Raw genomic sequence first — 17,087 nt, 5'->3', positions numbered from 1 at the left:
ATGCCGATGCTGCGCAGCTTGTGGTACTCCCGGTTGCTCAGGGTCTGCGAAGGGGCCACCACGATGCTCTCCCCGGTGTGAATGCCGATGGGGTCGAAGTTCTCCATATTGCAGACCGTGATGCAGTTATCATACTGGTCGCGCACCACTTCGTACTCCACTTCCTTCCAGCCCTTCAACGACTCTTCTACCAGAATCTGGTCCGAGGAGGTAAAGGCCTTCTGGGCCAGGGCCCGCAACTCGTCTGGGTTATTCGCAAAGCCGCTGCCCAGCCCGCCCAGCGCAAAGGCCGCCCGCACGATGATGGGGAACCCGATTTGCGCGCCGGCGGCCAGCGCGTCGTCCAGCGTCGTCACGGCCACGCTGCGGGCCGAAAGCACGCCAATCTGGTCGAGCTTGTCCTTGAAAATGTCGCGGTCCTCCGTGTCGATGATGCTCTGCACGGGCGTGCCCAGCACGCGCACATTATACTGCTCGAACACGCCGGCGCGGAACAGGGCCACGGCGCAGTTGAGCGCCGTCTGCCCGCCAAAGGCCACCAGGATGCCGTCGGGCCGCTCCTTTTTGATGACTTCCTCCACGAAGTAGGGGGTCACGGGCAGAAAGTACACGTCGTCGGCCAGGTGCTCCGAGGTCTGCACGGTAGCAATGTTGGGGTTGATCAGGATGGTGCGGATGCCTTCCTCTTTGAGCGCCTTGAGCGCCTGCGAGCCGGAATAGTCGAACTCGCCGGCCTCGCCGATTTTCAGCGCGCCGGAACCGAGCAGCAGTACTTTCGTGGGTTTGTTCATGCGAAGGGTTGGGATAATAGATTGCCAGAAGCAATCAGAACGTCATGCTGAATTTGTCGAAGCATCTCTACCGCTTCGTTGAAGAAGTAATTACTGTTTTGTTCTACTGCAAGACAGCATAGTCGTCGTGTTCTGCTTCTATTGCGGAAGCAACCTCCTTATCAAAGGAAAGCCAAAACATACGGTCGTATTCTGCATAAGCCGACCAAATCAAACCGTCTTCATGTTCACAGGTCAGGGCTGCGTATACCCCTAGTCTGTGCACAATAATTTTCTTGATTATTGAGCCAGTCCACAATTCTAATCTTGCTGGTCGCTCATCAAATTCTTGTTCTTCCAAAACCCAGCCATTTGGATGCTTAATTTCTCCGAATAAGCAAGTTGTAATAGGCTCAGAAACTATCCGCGCAGCAAAAGGAGCCCAAGGTTCATCTGATGAATCAGGCCCTGCATCTAAGGCAACCCAAATATTTTCTCGCCAATTATTGTGTATTACACATAAGCTAATTGGTGAGGAATGATAGAACGTTAATGGGTTTTCAGAGCGAATACTTGTCAGACAGGAATAGTGCTGTCTAGAAACAACTAAGTCGGGGGCTACAGCGAAACCAATATGTCTGCCAATTAGACTTTTCAAAAGCGAAAAGTCCTTTTCTAGAATTATTGGATTTGACATTGCCTATAATGTTATGCTGAGCATCGCAAAGCAAGACGTTTTTTCTCTCAGTTTTCCCATTCTACTTAGCAGCTTTGTATTCCGCTACGGCAGTCAAAAAGTCGTCGAACAGAAACTCCGTGTCCTGCGGGCCGCCAGCCGCTTCGGGGTGGAACTGAGTGGAGAAGAAGGGCTTGCTCTGGTGCCGGATGCCTTCGCAGGTGCCGTCGTTCAGGTTCTCGAACAGCACGCGCCACTCGGCCGGCAGCGTGGCCGGGTCGACGGCAAAGCCGTGGTTCTGGCTGGTGATGTAGCAGCGCTGCGTGCCGGTCAGCTTGACGGGCTGGTTGTGGCTGCGGTGGCCGTACTTGAGCTTGAACGTGTCCCCGCCCGCAGCCAGGCCCATGAGCTGGGAGCCCAGGCAGATGCCGAAAATGGGCTTGTCCTGCTGCAGCGCTTTTTGCAGGTGGCCGATGGTGGCCTCGCACATTTTGGGGTCGCCAGGGCCGTTGCTCAGAAACAGGCCGTCGTAGTCGAGCTGGGTAAAGTCGTAGTCCCAGGGCACCCGAATCAGCTCCACGTCGCGCTCGAGAAAGCAGCGGAGGATGTTGGTTTTCGTGCCACAGTCCACGAGCACAATTTTATGTTGGCCGTGGCCGTAGCGGGTGACCTCCGTCGGGCTGACCTGCGCCACCAGGTTGTCCTGGTTGGGGTCGTGCAGGGGCACATCTTCTTCCGCCACGATTTTGCCCAGCATGGCGCCTTTCTCGCGCAGCTTCTTGGTCAGCATGCGCGTATCCACGCCAAAAATGCCGGGGATGTTGTATTCCTGCAGCCAGTCGCCCAGGCTTTTGGCCGCGTTCCAGTGGCTGTGCTCCTCAGAGTAATAATTCACCACCAGACCGGCAATGTGCACCTTATCCGACTCGAAAATCCGGGAAATAGACTCGTACAGCTCCTCGCCGGGCACGCCGTAGTTGCCGACCATCGGGTAGGTGAGCACCAGAATCTGGCCGGCGAAAGAGGGGTCCGTCAGGTTTTCCGGGTAGCCGGTCATGGCCGTGCTGAACACGACCTCGCCCGCGGCAGAGGTAAAGGCCCCGAAAGAAGTGCCCTCGATTTCAGTGCCGTCTTCGAGAATGAGTTTTACTGTTTGGGTCATGTTCTGTTGGTTCGCCTCACCCCGGCTCCCCTCTCCGTTAGAGAGGGGAGCTAAGGCGGCACGACTGAAAATGATTAATAGCCTCTATATGGCGTCCAGCCCCGGCAAGCCGAGCAGACCAGCGGCGTGGCGCGCCACGGCTTTGACACTGGCGACATCCGGGCCGGTGATGGTCAGGTGGCCCATCTTGCGGCCTGCGCGCGCCTGCAACTTGCCGTACAGGTGCAGGTGCGTGCCCGGCAGGCTCAGCACGGCGGTCCAGTCCGGCTCCCGCCGTTGCCCGCGGGCGTCAAACCACACCTCGCCCAGCAGGTTGAGCATGATGGCCGGGGAATGCTGGCGCGGCGACGGCAAGGGCAAGCCCGCCATGGCATGAACCTGCAGATCAAACTGCGACGCGTCACAGGCGTCCAAGGTGTAGTGGCCGCTGTTGTGCGGGCGCGGGGCCATTTCGTTGACCACCAGGCTCCCGTGCGGACTGCCGTCGTCCACTACAAAAAACTCGACGCACAATACCCCGACATAGCTGAGATGATGCGCGATGGAAACGGCCGCCTCGCGGGCCCTGGTTGCCAGGGCGGACGGCATGTTTCCTTCGTACGCGTGGGTCACGGCCAAAATGCCATCGACGTGCACGTTGCGCTGGGGGGCAAAGCTGACGACCTGTCCGTCCCAGCCGCGCGCCACCAGCACCGAGCACTCGGCGGTTAGCGGAAGCATCTTTTCCAGCACGCAGGCGACGCTGCCCAGCTCCATCCAGGCGGCGGCCAGCTCACCGGCGTTCTTGATGCGAATCTGGCCCTTGCCGTCGTAGCCCATGCGCGCGGTTTTCAGGATGCCGGGAAGCAAATCCGCCTGGTCCTCCTGTATGGCCTGCAGCTGAGCGGGCGTTTCAATCACCGCATAGGGCGCGCAACTCACCCCCGATAGGTCAGCGCAGGCCGCGAAGTGGGCTTTTTCCTCGATGCGGTTTTGGGCAATGCCTACCACGGCCGCGCCCGGCGCCACGGGGCGGGTCTGTGCCAGCACGTGCAGGGCCTGGGCCGGCACGTTTTCAAACTCGGTGGTGATGGCCTGGCACAGCTGGGCCAGCTGCGAGAGCCCCGCCGGGTCATTGTAGTCAGTCTGGATGTGGTGGTGACTCACCCGTCCGGCCGGGCTTTGCGCGTCCGGATCCAGCACGGCGGTGAAGTAACCCAGGCGCTGGGCGGCATGCACAAACATCCGGCCCAGCTGGCCGCCCCCCATCACCCCCAGGGTGGCCGGCTGGCCCGCGGCGTCTTCACTGCCCGGGAAAACCGGGGTCATGGCTGCAACGTGAATACCGTCCTTCATACGGGCAGCGTCATAGCGCGAGCGGCTTCGGTTTGTTCGGCGCGAAACGCCTGCAGCTTGGTCGCCAGGCCCGGGTCGTGCAAGGCCAGCAGGCTAACGGCGAACAGGGCGGCATTGGCCGCCCCGGCGTCGCCAATAGCAAACGTGGCCACGGGCACCCCTTTGGGCATTTGCACGATGCTGTGCAGGGAGTCTACCCCCTGCAAATGGCGACTGGCCACTGGCACCCCCAGCACGGGCAGCGCGGTTTTGGCGGCCAACATGCCTGGCAGGTGGGCGGCGCCCCCCGCGCCGGCGATAATGACTTGCAAGCCGCGCGGGCCCGCTTGTTCGGCGTAGGCAAATAAGTCGTCGGGCATGCGGTGGGCCGACACTACGCGCGCTTCGTGCGCCACGCCAAAGTGCGCGAGCATTTGCACGGCATGCTGCATGGTGTTCCAGTCGCTGCTGGAGCCCATCACAACGCCCACCAGGGGCTTGGCCGGGGCGGTGCTGGGGCTGAGGGGGGCGGAGGTGGAAAGGGTACTCATGATGGGGCTTGTAGAGGGGGCTGGGCAGCCCGGGGTGGTCGGAAAAAAGTGATTTGGGGCGCAGCGCGGGCCAGAGCCCGCCTTCTGTTAGCGCTCCAGCAGGATTTCCGTACCTAAAATCACCAGGTCTACCCGGCCTTTCAGCGTCTGGTCTATGAAGGGCGTGTTCTGGGATTTGGATTTCATGAATTCCTTCGTGAAGGTTGTTTCCGCTTCGGTATCGAACAAGACACAGTTGGCTTGCTGGCCGACTTCGATGGCGGCTACCGGCAGGCCCATCAGGCGGCGGGGCTCCGCCGAATAGCGCTTCACTACCAGGTCCCACCCGAATTTTCCAGGCTCGACGAAGAAGTGATAGAGCGATACCAGGGCCGTATCCAGGCCGGTGATGCCATTGGGTGCGCTGATGAAATCCTGGGCTTTTTCGAACGGCGTGTGCGGCGCATGGTCCGTGGCAATGAGGTCGAAGACGCCCTCGATGAGCCCCTCGAGCAGGGCATCACAATCGGCCTGCGTCCGCAGCGGCGGGTTCATTTTATAGTTCGTGTCGTAGTCCCCGATGTGCTCGTCGGTGAATAACAGGTGATGTGGGGCCACTTCCGCCGTCACCTTCACATCGCCGCGGGATTTCCACCAGCGGATGGTTTCCATGCCCAGCTTGCTGGACACATGCTGGATGTGCACGTGCGCGCCCGCCGCCCGGGCCAGGCGGATGTCGCGGTCAATGATGATTTCCTCTGCGCAAGCCGGCGAGCCCTTGATGCCGAGCCGATAACTCATCACCCCTTCATTCAGGGCGCGCGGCCCGGCCAGCTCCGGCACCTCGCAGTGGCTGGCGAAAAACATCCCAAACTCGGTGGCGTACTGCATGGCCCGGAGAAGCACTGCCGGGTCGCCGGTCGTATCCCCGTCGTCGGTGAGCATTTTCACCCCAAGCTCGCGCATGCCCTCGATTTCCGCCAGTTCCTTGCCCTCGCGGTTCTTGGTGACGCAGCCGGAGGTGTACACTGGAATGCGGGACCGGTCCTTGGCATTTTCCAGCACGGTGGCTACTGCGGTTGCCGAGTCGAGGGCCGGGCGGGTGTTGGGCATCATGACCACGCCGGTAATGCCGCCGTTGATGGCCGCTTCGCTACCCGTGGTGATGGTTTCCTTGTTCTCAAATCCCGGCGCGCGGAAATGGACGTGGGCATCGAACATGGCCGGCATAAGAATCCGACCCCGCGCGTCGATGACGCGGGCACTCTCGGGAATGGTCAAGTTACTGCCGATGTCTTGAATTTTTCCTTCGACAATCAGGACATCGCCCTCGAGCAGTACAGGTGAATTTTCAGAGGCGATACGGGCGTTTTGAAGGAGGAGCATGGATGCAGGAGGGCTGTAAACGGGCAAGGGGGTGGTGATATTCAGGATATTAGAGATGAAGATATACGGGCGGAACCAGCTAGGGCATAGTGACCGGTGAGCCGGCTCGCTGCTGTGCGGCATACGCTTCCTGCTTGGGGAACTCCCCGCCCGGCGTGAGCCAGTCGAGCACGGCCATGCGAACGGAGATGCCGTTTTCAACCTGGTTGGTAATCAGGCTGCGCTCATAGTCCATGACGGCGTCGCACAGCTCGACTCCCCGGTTTACGGGGCCGGGGTGCATGATGTAGAGGCCCCGGTCGCTGATTTCCGCCAGCCGGGTGTTGGTAATGCCATAAACCCGGTGGTATTCGCGGACGCTGGGGAAAAACTGCACGTCCTGTCGCTCCATCTGTACGCGGAGCAGGTACACCACATCGGGCGCCCAGGCCATGGCCGCCTCGTAGTCTGTGAAACGGGGAATGCTTGCTGGGACATACTTGGGCACCAGTGAGCCCGGACCGAGGTAAGCGACTTCCACGCCCAGCTTTTGCAGCAGGGTGCTGGTAGAGCGCGCGACGCGGGAGTGGAGAATATCCCCGATGATGAGGACTTTTTTGCCCCGGGGGTCGGGAAATTTCTCCTTGATGGTGAAAGCGTCCAGCAGGGCCTGGGTGGGATGCTCGTGCGCCCCGTCGCCGGCATTGATTACCGACGCCGTGGTCTGGCGGGCAATCATGCCGGGCAGGCCGGAGTGACTATGGCGCACGACGATGTAGTCAGTGCGCATCGCCTGGAGCGTCTCAATGGTTTCGCGCACCGACTCACCCTTGGTGATGGAGGAGTGGTCGACGTTGAAATTTGTTACCTCCGCCGAGAGGCGTTTGGCGGCGACCTCGAAGGAGGAGTGCGTCCGGGTGCTGGCCTCATAGAATAGCATGAGCACGGACTTGCCCTCAAGGGCGGGGATTTTTTTCACCGAGCGGGTGAATAATTTTTTAAAGGACGTGGATTGGTCGAGCAGGAACTCGATTTCCTCGCGGTGAAGGGATGCAATGTCGAGCAGGTCTTTACGTGCCATACCGGAGTGGAGGAAAAGGGAGGTTGTCTAGCTAAAACAAACAGTGTAAAGTCTTATCTGCTACTATTCATGACGGAGCAACTGGCTACCGGCCTGGGCTGAGGAACTGGCGGAAGCCGCCACCGGTGGCGGCGAGAATGTTGGCGTCCATAGGAGGTGTGAATGGGCGGCGGGGCGGCGGCCGCCGAACTCAATGGACATAAAAAAACCGTTTCGGAATCCGAAACGGTGGCGGGGCAAAACCCAGAAAAAACAACGGAAATACCAAAGGCAAAATCGGGAAAACCGATGGTAGCGAAGACCTTCCGGTCCACTCGCGGTTTCCTGTAGACCAGAGTCCCGCGCTTCATCAACAAGTTTTTTGGTTGAAGCATGGGGCAAAGCTACGGCATTGTTACGGATCCTTTGCGCATGTCAGGCAAGAATTTCCGTTGAGGTGAACGTATTGCTCACAAACGAGTAAAGAACCTTCGGTTTAATGCGCTATGCGGAAGCGTTTCGGGCCGGTTGGCTCACTAGACTGCGGTTAAAGTTGGGTCCTAATGTAAACATGCGGCTTGGGCAGGACTACTATTGAATGAGGTGGTCCAGCTAAGCCGGACACAATAGAGGCGTGGTTTGGAATTGGGATTCGAACTGGTTGGGCCTATCCCCACACCTTCTCCATTTGACTCCGCTTCTAGGCATCAACCACTTTTACATAGCGCATTAAGGTTTTAATATCCTTATGCCCCGTGAACTTCATGATGACGGCAGGTGACATCCTCCACTCTAGGCTCTGGGTAATGAAGTGCAGCGCCCGGTATGGGAAGAGAGCAGTTCATACTTCGGTAACCACTGTACAGCTCGTTTTCTTCCTTGGTAGCGTACCGCCTGAATGGGGGAGTCGATTCCAACAGGACCACCATTTTAATGAGCAAAAAGCCCCTTCAGTTTTTGGAGGGGCTTTTTGTTTGCTTGTGCCACTGGATAACTAGGAAAAAAAGACAAGGTACTTTAACCACTTTGCAGTTATAAGTTTCTCGAGATGTCCCATTTTAATTGCCGTCCTGCTTATGTCGGCAGTTGGGAGTTTTTACTTGGCAGTGCACTTACGCTGAATAATTTCACTGAGAAGCTTGTAAAGCGGAGAATATTTGATTGCTTTGCATCACAAAGTGCTCTGAATAATATGAAGCCTGCTACCGACCCGCTTGCCCAGCTTACGGAGATTCGTGCCATTATGGAGCGTTCCTCGCGTTTCCTCTCACTCAGTGGCTTATCCGGGGTGGGGGCGGGCATTGTGGCTCTGGTAGGGGCAGCGGTAGGGCATTTCTACCTGCAGGCGCAATATGGACCAATGGGGTTCCTGCGTTTAGTGGAAGCCCCGGCGGAAGAGAGGCGGCAGGCGCTACCATTTTTGCTAGGTCTGGCAGTTGCTATGATTGTGGTGGCGTTCGGGGTGGCTTTGTATTTCACCCGCCGGCGTGCTGTGCAGGACGGGCGCCTGCTGTGGGATGCACCTGCCCGGCGTTTGCTGCTGAGTCTGGCAGTGCCTCTGGTAGCAGGTGGGTTATTTTGCCTGGGCTTATACCTGCGTGGGGCTGCCTCCTGCGTGGTGCCAGGGCTGCTGATTTTTTACGGACTGGCCTTGCTGAATGCCAGTAAATACACGTTGGATGAAATTCGGCTGCTAGGACTCACTCAATTAGCCCTGGGGCTGCTGGCTCTGGTGTTGCCAGGCTGGGGACTTATTTTCTTTGCGGCGGGGTTTGGTCTGGGACACATTGGTTATGGCCTGCTTATGTACAACCGCTATGAACGCGCTTCACAACCTGTCCTGTGAAACACGTCATTCATACGCTGAATAAGGCATTCGACAACCGGGTACGGCTGGGCGTGATGGCCGTGCTGCTGGCAAATGATACGGTAAGCTTCAATGAGCTGAAAGAGGCGCTGGACCTGACAGATGGCAACTTGGCAAGTCACGTATCGGCGCTGGAAAAAGCCGGGTATGTGCAGGTTTCCAAGCAATTTGTCGGGAAGAAACCTAATACCACCTATATGGCATCAAAAGAAGGGAAAATAGCTTTTCAGGAGCACCTGAGTGCCTTGGAAAAATTGTTGCGCGGCTAGGCGTGACTTTTTTTTGCTTATCAACTTTGTAATTCAAAGTTCTTTTAAAATAAAATCCTCATTGTCAACTGTTATGAATACCCTCTCCTCATCAGTCCCGATTCGGCCCCGAACTATAACGGCGCCTCCTTTTCCGCTAACCCTGGCGCAGAAGCTGTTGCTGCCGGTGGGTGCCATTCTTTTTGATGTGCTGTTCTGGCAGGAGCGCGCCGCTCTAAGCTTGTTGCTGTACACGGTGTTTGTGCTGGGAGCGGTGCTGACCAGTACGCCCCGAAATGCTATGGTGTGGCGCTCGGGCTATTTCTGGGTGGCGTTGCTGGGCACGGTATTCAGTGCGGTAATGGTGGGGATATATGGTTCAGGCGCTGCCAGGTTGGCCTGTGTAGCGTCGTTAGCCATCTGGTTGGGGTATATGAATCAGCCTCATTTGAAACTCGTGATGTTTGCCCTTCTAACCGGGCTATACAACTTGTTTCCAGCAGTAGAGCGCATGGGGCAACTCCTGCGCCTGCCAGATAATATAGGCAGCGGCCTTGGCCGGCTGTGGTACTATGGTCGTTTGCTGGTGCTTCCCCTGGTAGCCCTGGCCATTTTCCATGTTCTGTTTGCGGTAGCTAATCCCCGCTACAGTGCCCTCTCCAATCAAGTATGGGCTGTGCTGGGTGATTTCCTGAGTTTGTTATTTGAGCGGCTGTCAGTGCCGCACCTGTTGTTCTTTCTCCTCGGATTAGCCCTCACGGCGGGCTGCCTTTTTATTATCCCGGTACATTATCTGGCCGATCAGGAGTCGCGCTTTGGAGAATTTGTGCTACGCCAGCGCAATCGGGTGGCCTCTTTCGCCGTGCGGCAGCCTGATTTTCGGACCCGCACATTTCGACCCCTGGATTTGCGCAAGGAATACCTGATGGCGGTGGGGCTGCTGGCCCTGGTAAATCTGCTACTATTTGTGGTGAATGCCATTGACATCCATTGGATCTGGTTTGGCTTTCACCCTGCGCCGGGCTTTGACCTTACGCAGTTTGTGCACGAGGGCACCTATGTGCTGATCCTGAGCATACTGGTGGCCATGGGCATTATACTCTGGTTCTTCCGGCGCAACCTCAATTTCTACCAACCCGGCCTGCAGGTGCTGCGCGTGGGAGCTACTATCTGGGTGCTGCAAAATGCCGTGCTGGCCGTATCGGTAGCACTGCGCAACTACTATTATATCCAGCACAGCGGCCTGGCCTACAAGCGCATTGGTGTGTATGGGTTTTTGCTGCTGACGATGTTTGGTCTGGCTACCATCCTGCTCAAGATCTGGCAGCGGCGCTCGGCCTATGCGCTGGTGCGGCTGAATGCGCTGGCCGCCTATGGCCTGCTGCTATTGTTAGCAGGCGGTAACTGGGAAGTCTGGATGGTGCGCTTCAATTTACAGCCGCGGTTTCAGCAGGTGGATTATGGATTTCTGCTGGCTATGCCTGACCGGGTGCTGCCAGAGCTGGCAACCCGAGCCCATACCCTGGCCGGGCGCCAGTTGGCGAAGGATGATGAATACGGTAATTGGAAACCCCTGGCACAGGAAACAGCCCAGCAGTTGCTGGCCCAGCGCATCCAGGATTTTCGGGCCCTGGAAGCCCGCCGTCATTGGCCCAGCCGCACCTGGGCCGACTGGCAGGCTGCCCGCTTTTTTGATCAGCACGCCAACCTAACCCGCTACACCCTGCGCCATGTTACTGCAAGTCGCATTTAGTTTGTTGGTGCTGCTGGCCTGTGTGGGGGGCATTATCCTCCTGGCCAGTGTGCTAACGTGGCAGGAACGGGGCGCCTCTGCCCACGACCGGCAACAGCGCCTGCTCACGGGCGTGCTGCCCGTGGCGGGCGGGGTAGTGCTTATCCTGCTGGGGCTGTTCTTTCTACTAATGATGGCCTGGTCGCCGAGAGGCACGGCCCTGCTGGCTGGTTTATGAAACGACAGATGGAACAGCTGCTAAATTTTGCGTGGCTGGTACTCCGGCTGATGCCCGCCTTGATCTGGTGGGCGGTAGCAGTGGGGATAGGGTGCTTCCTGAATCTTCTGCTACTAAAGGAAATATGGCCCAATACGCCTCAGGCAGAGTATGTATTGGTAGGGCTAATGGCCGTGTGTGCGCTACTGGTACCGTGGTTGGCGGGGAAAACAGCAAACCGGGTTGCGCAAACACTTCAACATCAGGGCAGCACCTGGTATTGGCTGTGGCGTCTGCTTATGGTTGGTAGTTTTGCAGTAGCAGCAGTTATTACATTGCTTGCCGGGGTGTTAATGATGGTCTTTGTAGCAAAATCATCATTCTAGTTGCCTACTGCATCCCCGTTACCCGGAATTCTACCCGGCGGTTAAGCTGTCGGGTGGCTTCCTGGTCGTTGCTGGCCCGGGGCTCGGCACCACCAAGGCCGATACCGGTAATGCGCGTTTCGGCAATACCATGGTCTACGAGGTAACTCTTTACCACCTCAACCCGCTGCTCGCTAAGTGTAATATTCTTCGTGGGGTCGCCCACATTATCCGTGTGTCCTCGCAATTCAATAGTTAGCTGGGGGAATTTCGTGAGTAGGGCCAGCAGGTATTCCAGATCAGGGTAGGAGGCAGGCAGGAGTACGGCCTGACCTTGCTCAAACTTGACCTTATCCAGCGGCAGTGTAGTGCCAATGTTTAGCGGTTGCAGCAGAATATCCTGCCCGTAGGGGCCGGAGCGTGGCGTATAGGTAGAATCGGCCACTAAGTAGCCCGCCAGGAGGGCATGTACTTTGTAGGCCTTACCCGGCTTGGCCGAAATCAGGAAGGCTCCATCAGCAGTTAGTGGCACTTTCATGATGCTGCTGTCCTGCTGCAACTGTAGCTGAGCCTGGGGCAGGGGCTGATACGTAAGGGCATCCAGCACGCGGCCCCGCCAGGTAGTGGCCGGTATGGTGGTGGTTAAGGCAGGCTGTACCGTGGTACGGAACAGGTTGCAGCCGGCCAGGTCCGTGTACACGCCCCGGCGTACCCGCGTGGTCTGGTGGCTGCTTACGTCAGCTTGATATAGTGCCTTGGGCCCGGCCAGGAAGAACACCCGGTTGCCGTCCACGTCGTACTGGAGCAGCAGGTCGCTGTAGCCGCCCTGTTCCGGCAGCCCATCCAGCGGCAGGAGTTCCGGGAAAGGTTGTCTGGTTTTCAGATCCACCTTCAGAAGGGCGCCATCGGTGCTATACACCTGGTATAGTGTCTGGGTATCGTCGATACAGAAATTGGCGTGCGTGCCTGCCCCGGCAAACCCAATAGCCGGATAATAAGGTGCCTGGCGCACGGGGTCTTTCTCCCAAACCACAGTTACTACATCATCTGTGGGGCTTACTTTCACCAACTTGCCCGCATCGGACGTAATGAAGAGTAATTCGCCCCGCTCATTGGTGGAGGCGGAAATCCAGATGTTTTCGGGCCCCTGTGCCGGTAGTTGCCAGGTTGTATAGCGGCCCTGACGCGTATTCGGGTCGTAGCGGTAAACATACTCCGACGCGTTTGTTGGGGCTTTGGTGACGGAGTACAGGCAATTGTCGAAGCCTTTAGCCAAGGCGTAAGACTGAAATGGGAGCACTTGCCGATGAATTGTAGGCGGCTCGGAAGGATCTTCCACGGAAAACTCGTGAATGGTGCGGCAGTCGTCTTCCCATAACCCATCATGCACGCGCAGGGCCGAAATACCATACATCTTATCGTCACAGAGTTGGTCGGCGTAGCGGAGGCTGGGTAGCCCGGTGGGCAGAAGCGAGAAAGAGTTGATCAACTGCTTCCCGTGTGCGTAGTAAAGCCTGGTGTAGCTTGCCAAGGCACGGTACTCCAACCGAAACTCATAGCCACCCCGCCATACCCGGCGGCCAATAACGCGGGTACGGACCGAGTCTGTTATGGAGACTTTGTAGGAATATTCGTAGCGAATCTCCTGAAAGCTACCGGCATCGCGCTGATACAACTCAAAAAGCCGAACCTGAGGATAGGTTTTGATGACCTTCCACAGAGAGTCCAGTTGCCCGTGGGTGAGAAGGTTAAAATCCTTCTGCAATTCCGGCACAGGACGGATAAGCAACTCCACTTTTGCTGGGATGCCAGGCTGTTTGCCCCCCGTAAAGAAATCCACAGTCAGCAGATCTTCGCTGGAGCGAGCCTGCCAGTCTATAGGATAGGCAAGCCGATAGCCAGCGTAGGGGCTCACATATTCGCGTACAGCCGCCGGGCTTTGTGCGTGCAGCGTTAGGCAGCACAGCACCAGAACCAGCGTCAGTAAAAACCTCATAATCAGCGGAAGCAGGAATGCCTTTATCCTTCAAAATTAGGTAACCTTATGCCATTCTCACGAATTTTAGATCATGCCTATTGAATAAAAAGGAGATGTTGTGCTGTTATTTGTGAAATAGTGATGTTTAATTATGGTTATATTGATTTAAGGCAAAACGAACGATATATAGGATATCCGCTTCGAGGACTTTAGCCGTGAAGTATTAATCATGCTTCGCAAAGCCACTATTCGCCGATGCTCAATTGCCTGGGAGGTGCAGCCACTTGATAGGAATACAGAAGGACCAGGGGCAGTTCATACTAGAAACCCTCATCTGGCCGGTTCCCGAAAAGCGCATCGCGTGCACGCGGCATCAACAGGAAAAGAAGACCTGGTGCCGGTAGTTAAGTGACTGTATCAGAGATACAAGGGAAGGTAAGTACGAATGCGTAGTCTGCCCGGCGGCTAATTTTCTAGGACGAAAATCGGATGCGCGAAAGGCCGTTACGTATGCTTGGGTGACTCACCTGAACTACTGCTGCTTTATGGGAACATCTGCTGCTGACCTTCCAGAACATCCTTTCTCCGGCTTTGTGCGCGTGCGCGGTGCCCGGGAACACAACCTCAAGAATATTGATGTAGACATTCCGCGGGATGCGCTGGTCGTATTCACCGGCGTGTCGGGCTCGGGCAAATCCTCCCTGGCATTTGGTACGCTCTATGCCGAGGCCCAGCGCCGCTACCTGGAGTCAGTGTCGCCCTACGCACGGCGGCTTTTTCACCAGATGGCCGTGCCGGAAGTACAATCTATTGAAGGGCTGCCTCCGGCTGTAGCCTTGCAGCAGCAGCGCGGTACCCCCACCACGCGCTCCTCCGTGGGCTCGGTCACTACGCTGTCCAACCTGCTGCGCATGCTGTACTCGCGGGCTGGGACTTATCCTGCCGGCCAAAGTATTGTGTATGCGGAAGGCTTCTCGCCCAATACGCCCGAGGGTGCCTGCCCCGCCTGCCATGGTCTGGGCCGCATCTATGAGGTGACGGAGCAAACCATGGTGCCAGACCCTTCGCTCACCATTCGGGAGCGGGCCATTGCGGCCTGGCCCCAGGCCTGGGGTGGGCAGAACCAGCGCGACATCCTTGTTACGCTGGGCTACGATATTGACCGGCCGTGGCAGGATTTGCCCCAGGAACAGCGCAACTGGATACTATTCACCGAGGAGCAGCCCGTGGTGCCGGTGTATCCGGGCTACACACCCGCTGAAACGCAGCGGGCCCTCAAGCGCCGGGAATCACCTAACTATATGGGCACCTTCACCGGTGTGCGGCGGCATGTGCTGCACACCTTTGCCACCACGCAAAGCCCGCTCATGAAAAAACGGGCCCTGCAGTACATGCTCAGCACCGAGTGTCCCACGTGCCACGGCAAGCGCCTGCGGCCGGAATCATTGGAGGTAAAGTTTGCGGGGCTGGATATTGCAGATATGTCGGCGCTGCCCCTAAAGCGGGTATCCGGGCTGCTGAAGCCCTATGCGGAAGGCACGGCTGCCGGGCGTAAAAAGCACGATGCGGCCCATCCGGAGCAGGTAATTGTGGCGCAGCGCATTGCGGAGGACTTATGTGCCCGTCTTTCGGTGTTGCTGGATTTGGGGCTGGGCTACCTCTCACTGGAACGAAGCACCCCCACCTTGTCGCCGGGCGAGCTGCAGCGGCTGCGGCTGGCCACGCAGCTATATTCCAATTTATTTGGAGTGGTTTATGTGCTTGATGAGCCCTCCGCAGGCCTGCACCCTTCGGACACGGCGGCTCTACTGAAGGCGCTGGCCGGGCTGAAGCGGGCAGGCAATTCCTTGTTTGTGGTAGAGCATAATCTGGATGTAGTGCGACAGGCCGATTGGCTGGTTGACGTAGGCCCGGCCGCTGGCGAGCTGGGTGGCGAAATCCTCTACAGCGGCCCCCCCGCAGAACTGGCGCACATCAGTGCTTCGCAAACCCGCCGCTATTTGTTCAAAGAAGAAGCTAAATCGGTAAGGCCGGAGCGCAAGCCCACCGGCTGGTTACAGCTCCATGGTATTACCCGGAACAACCTACAGGGGCTGAATGTGAAATTCCCATTGGGGGTGTTTACGACCGTAACAGGCGTATCGGGCTCAGGTAAGTCTAGCCTGGTAAGCCAGGTGCTGGTGGAGCTGGTGGCTGAACATCTGGGGCACGAACTCCCAACGGAAGAAGAGGAGGGAGACCCGCTGGAGCGCTCCGCGCCCATTGTTACGGGTGGAAAGCTGGCGAGCGGCATGGAGCATATTAAGCGCCTGGTGCGGGTTGATCAGAAGCCCATCGGGCGCACGCCGCGCTCCAACATGGCCACCTACACCGGCCTGTTCGACCATGTGCGGCGGCTGTTTGCCGCTACCCCCGATGCCCGCCGGCGCCGCTACGATGCCGGGCGCTTTTCCTTCAACGTAGCCAAAGGTCGTTGCGAGAACTGCCAGGGCGAAGGATTTGTGATGGTGGAGCTACTATTTCTGCCTAGCGTGTATGCTCCCTGCCCCGTGTGTCATGGGGCGCGCTATAATGCCAAAACACTGGAAATCACCTACCGCGACAAGAATATTGCGGAGGTGCTGCACCTGACAGTAGATGCCGCCTGGGAGTTTTTTGCGGATGAGCCAGCCGTGCACCGCGCCCTAACCGTACTGCGCGAAGTAGGCCTGGGTTACCTGCGCCTGGGCCAGCCCGCTACCGAGCTATCGGGTGGGGAAGCCCAGCGGATTAAGCTGGCTACGGAGCTGCAAAAGGCGCAGCGCGGTAATTCTCTCTACGTGCTGGATGAGCCTACCACCGGGCTGCACCCATCCGATGTGGAGAAACTACTGGCCCAGCTGAATGGGCTGGTAGACGCGGGCAACACCGTTATTGTGGTAGAGCACGATATGCGGGTAGTAGCCGGCAGCGACTGGGTAATTGACATGGGCCCCGGTGCAGGCGACGAGGGCGGACAGGTGGTGGTGGCCGGCACACCGGCTGAGGTGGCCCGCTTCAAGCAAAGCCGGACGGCCCCTTATTTGGCGCAGTTTATTGGCGAGGCCGTCTAATTCCGTTTAACTGGTAAGAGTCTTCCCCTAAGTCGAAAGCGGAATTTATTAGCCGATAGTTTTTGATTTTCAGTTGTTCCTCTATGTCCGCATTTCTGGAAGAATTCCTGCGCAACCCAGCTACAGTCGGCTCCCTGGTGCCTAGCTCCCCTGAGCTGACGGAGAAGGTAGTAGCGCCCATAGATTTCAGCAGCGCCCGCTGTATAGTAGAGTATGGCCCTGGTACGGGTGTCTTCACCGATGTGCTGATGCAGCGGCGCCAGCCCGAGACACACATTGTGCTGATTGAGGTAAACCGCCGGTTCTGCCAGCACCTGCAGGAGCGCTACGCTTCGCACGCCCACGTGCACGTCATCCACGGTTCTGCTGATAAAACCGGGGAGTATCTGCAACAGTTAAGCATCCCGCCGGCCGACTATGTGGTGTGCGGCCTGCCCTTTTCCTCACTTCCCCGGCGTCTGCGCTGGCGCATTCTGGAGCATACCCGGCAGGTATTACAGCCTGCCGGCAAGCTCATTCTTTTTCAGTATTCCTTGCGGAATAAAAGGCTGTTTGAGCGGTTCTTTCGCATGCTCAGCACAGCCCATGTGCTACGGAATATACCGCCTGCCTATGTGCTGGTGTATGCCCCGGAGAGAGCAGCGGCAGAGTAAGGTACGTATCTTTGTCGGGCCTTTAAGGTCCTGGCCATCTTCAACCTCAGCTTCCGGC

15 protein-coding genes are annotated in these 17,087 nt (G+C 57.6%); 7 read left to right on the top strand and 8 right to left on the bottom strand.

From position 1 onward, the window contains the following. The 7 genes from Q4G72_RS16625 to Q4G72_RS16595 form a co-directional block, all read right to left on the bottom strand. On the bottom strand, positions 1-791 hold a 791-nt coding region (locus Q4G72_RS16625), incomplete at its 3' end, for an ATP-binding protein (protein WP_303312555.1). Positions 792-894: 103 nt separating this feature from the next. Next, a complete protein-coding gene (locus Q4G72_RS16620; protein WP_303312554.1) occupies positions 895-1,467 on the bottom strand; it encodes a hypothetical protein in 573 nt (190 codons plus the stop codon). Positions 1,468-1,528: 61 nt separating this feature from the next. Beyond that, positions 1,529-2,608, bottom strand: a complete 1,080-nt coding sequence (carA, locus tag Q4G72_RS16615; protein ID WP_303312553.1) for a glutamine-hydrolyzing carbamoyl-phosphate synthase small subunit — start codon at positions 2,606-2,608, stop codon at positions 1,529-1,531. A gap of 84 nt (positions 2,609-2,692) precedes the next feature. Next, entirely contained in the window at positions 2,693-3,943 is a 1,251-nt protein-coding gene (locus tag Q4G72_RS16610) for a 5-(carboxyamino)imidazole ribonucleotide synthase (RefSeq protein ID WP_303312552.1), read from the bottom strand. Beyond that, complete coding sequence (gene purE, locus Q4G72_RS16605; protein ID WP_303312551.1) at positions 3,940-4,473, bottom strand: 5-(carboxyamino)imidazole ribonucleotide mutase; 534 nt, start codon at positions 4,471-4,473, stop codon at positions 3,940-3,942. The genes Q4G72_RS16610 and purE overlap by 4 nt, the downstream gene beginning before the upstream one ends. Positions 4,474-4,560: 87 nt before the next feature. Continuing rightward, the gene (locus Q4G72_RS16600) at positions 4,561-5,838 is read right to left on the bottom strand and encodes a dihydroorotase (RefSeq protein WP_303312550.1); all 1,278 of its coding nucleotides are present in this window, start codon (positions 5,836-5,838) and stop codon (positions 4,561-4,563) included. Positions 5,839-5,917: 79 nt separating this feature from the next. Then, positions 5,918-6,898, bottom strand: a complete 981-nt coding sequence (locus tag Q4G72_RS16595) for an aspartate carbamoyltransferase catalytic subunit (RefSeq protein ID WP_303312549.1) — start codon at positions 6,896-6,898, stop codon at positions 5,918-5,920. Between the two features lie 1,171 nt (positions 6,899-8,069). Between Q4G72_RS16595 and Q4G72_RS16590 the strand changes: the two genes are divergently transcribed. The 5 genes from Q4G72_RS16590 (at position 8,070) to Q4G72_RS16570 (ending at position 11,327) form a co-directional block, all read left to right on the top strand. Further along, positions 8,070-8,723, top strand: coding sequence for a hypothetical protein (locus tag Q4G72_RS16590; RefSeq protein ID WP_303312548.1), 654 nt, complete (start codon positions 8,070-8,072; stop codon positions 8,721-8,723). Then, the gene (locus Q4G72_RS16585; protein WP_303312547.1) at positions 8,720-9,013 is read left to right on the top strand and encodes a winged helix-turn-helix domain-containing protein; all 294 of its coding nucleotides are present in this window, start codon (positions 8,720-8,722) and stop codon (positions 9,011-9,013) included. Before Q4G72_RS16590 ends, Q4G72_RS16585 begins: the two co-directional genes overlap by 4 nt. Before the next feature lie 73 nt (positions 9,014-9,086). Beyond that, the gene (locus tag Q4G72_RS16580) at positions 9,087-10,745 is read left to right on the top strand and encodes a DUF4153 domain-containing protein (protein WP_303312546.1); all 1,659 of its coding nucleotides are present in this window, start codon (positions 9,087-9,089) and stop codon (positions 10,743-10,745) included. Next, positions 10,723-10,962, top strand: a complete 240-nt coding sequence (locus Q4G72_RS16575; RefSeq protein WP_303312545.1) for a hypothetical protein — start codon at positions 10,723-10,725, stop codon at positions 10,960-10,962. Before Q4G72_RS16580 ends, Q4G72_RS16575 begins: the two co-directional genes overlap by 23 nt. Then, on the top strand, positions 10,959-11,327 hold the full coding sequence (locus Q4G72_RS16570) for a hypothetical protein (protein WP_303312544.1): 369 nt from the start codon (positions 10,959-10,961) through the stop codon (positions 11,325-11,327). The genes Q4G72_RS16575 and Q4G72_RS16570 overlap by 4 nt, the downstream gene beginning before the upstream one ends. Positions 11,328-11,331: 4 nt before the next feature. On the opposite strand, the gene Q4G72_RS16565 is transcribed toward Q4G72_RS16570, so the two are convergent. Next, positions 11,332-13,302 (bottom strand): OmpA family protein, encoded by a 1,971-nt coding sequence (locus Q4G72_RS16565; RefSeq protein WP_303312543.1) that lies wholly within the window; start codon positions 13,300-13,302, stop codon positions 11,332-11,334. 527 nt (positions 13,303-13,829) lie between these two features. On the opposite strand from Q4G72_RS16565, the gene uvrA reads away from it, so the two are divergent. Next, complete coding sequence (gene uvrA / locus Q4G72_RS16560; RefSeq protein WP_303312542.1) at positions 13,830-16,376, top strand: excinuclease ABC subunit UvrA; 2,547 nt, start codon at positions 13,830-13,832, stop codon at positions 16,374-16,376. 83 nt (positions 16,377-16,459) lie between these two features. Then, positions 16,460-17,029: a class I SAM-dependent methyltransferase gene (locus tag Q4G72_RS16555; RefSeq protein ID WP_303312541.1), complete on the top strand. Its 570-nt coding sequence runs from the start codon at positions 16,460-16,462 to the stop codon at positions 17,027-17,029. Positions 17,030-17,087 lie beyond the last annotated feature (58 nt).

This window comes from Hymenobacter sp. BT730 (assembly GCF_030542105.1).
Classification (GTDB): domain Bacteria; phylum Bacteroidota; class Bacteroidia; order Cytophagales; family Hymenobacteraceae; genus Hymenobacter.
This window is presented reverse-complemented; position numbering and strand designations above follow the sequence as displayed.

Bases quoted from the DNA above. Each gene is read 5' to 3' on its own strand.
- Q4G72_RS16620 (WP_303312554.1), bottom strand. From the start codon at position 1,467: ATGTCAAATCCAATAATTCTAGAAAAGGACTTTTCGCTTTTGAAAAGT.
- carA (WP_303312553.1), bottom strand. From the start codon at position 2,608: ATGACCCAAACAGTAAAACTCATTCTCGAAGACGGCACTGAAATCGAG.
- Q4G72_RS16610 (WP_303312552.1), bottom strand. From the start codon at position 3,943: ATGAAGGACGGTATTCACGTTGCAGCCATGACCCCGGTTTTCCCGGGC.
- purE (WP_303312551.1), bottom strand. From the start codon at position 4,473: ATGAGTACCCTTTCCACCTCCGCCCCCCTCAGCCCCAGCACCGCCCCG.
- Q4G72_RS16600 (WP_303312550.1), bottom strand. From the start codon at position 5,838: ATGCTCCTCCTTCAAAACGCCCGTATCGCCTCTGAAAATTCACCTGTA.
- Q4G72_RS16595 (WP_303312549.1), bottom strand. From the start codon at position 6,898: ATGGCACGTAAAGACCTGCTCGACATTGCATCCCTTCACCGCGAGGAA.
- Q4G72_RS16590 (WP_303312548.1), top strand. From the start codon at position 8,070: ATGAAGCCTGCTACCGACCCGCTTGCCCAGCTTACGGAGATTCGTGCC.
- Q4G72_RS16580 (WP_303312546.1), top strand. From the start codon at position 9,087: ATGAATACCCTCTCCTCATCAGTCCCGATTCGGCCCCGAACTATAACG.
- Q4G72_RS16575 (WP_303312545.1), top strand. From the start codon at position 10,723: ATGTTACTGCAAGTCGCATTTAGTTTGTTGGTGCTGCTGGCCTGTGTG.
- Q4G72_RS16570 (WP_303312544.1), top strand. From the start codon at position 10,959: ATGAAACGACAGATGGAACAGCTGCTAAATTTTGCGTGGCTGGTACTC.
- Q4G72_RS16565 (WP_303312543.1), bottom strand. From the start codon at position 13,302: ATGAGGTTTTTACTGACGCTGGTTCTGGTGCTGTGCTGCCTAACGCTG.
- uvrA (WP_303312542.1), top strand. From the start codon at position 13,830: ATGGGAACATCTGCTGCTGACCTTCCAGAACATCCTTTCTCCGGCTTT.
- Q4G72_RS16555 (WP_303312541.1), top strand. From the start codon at position 16,460: ATGTCCGCATTTCTGGAAGAATTCCTGCGCAACCCAGCTACAGTCGGC.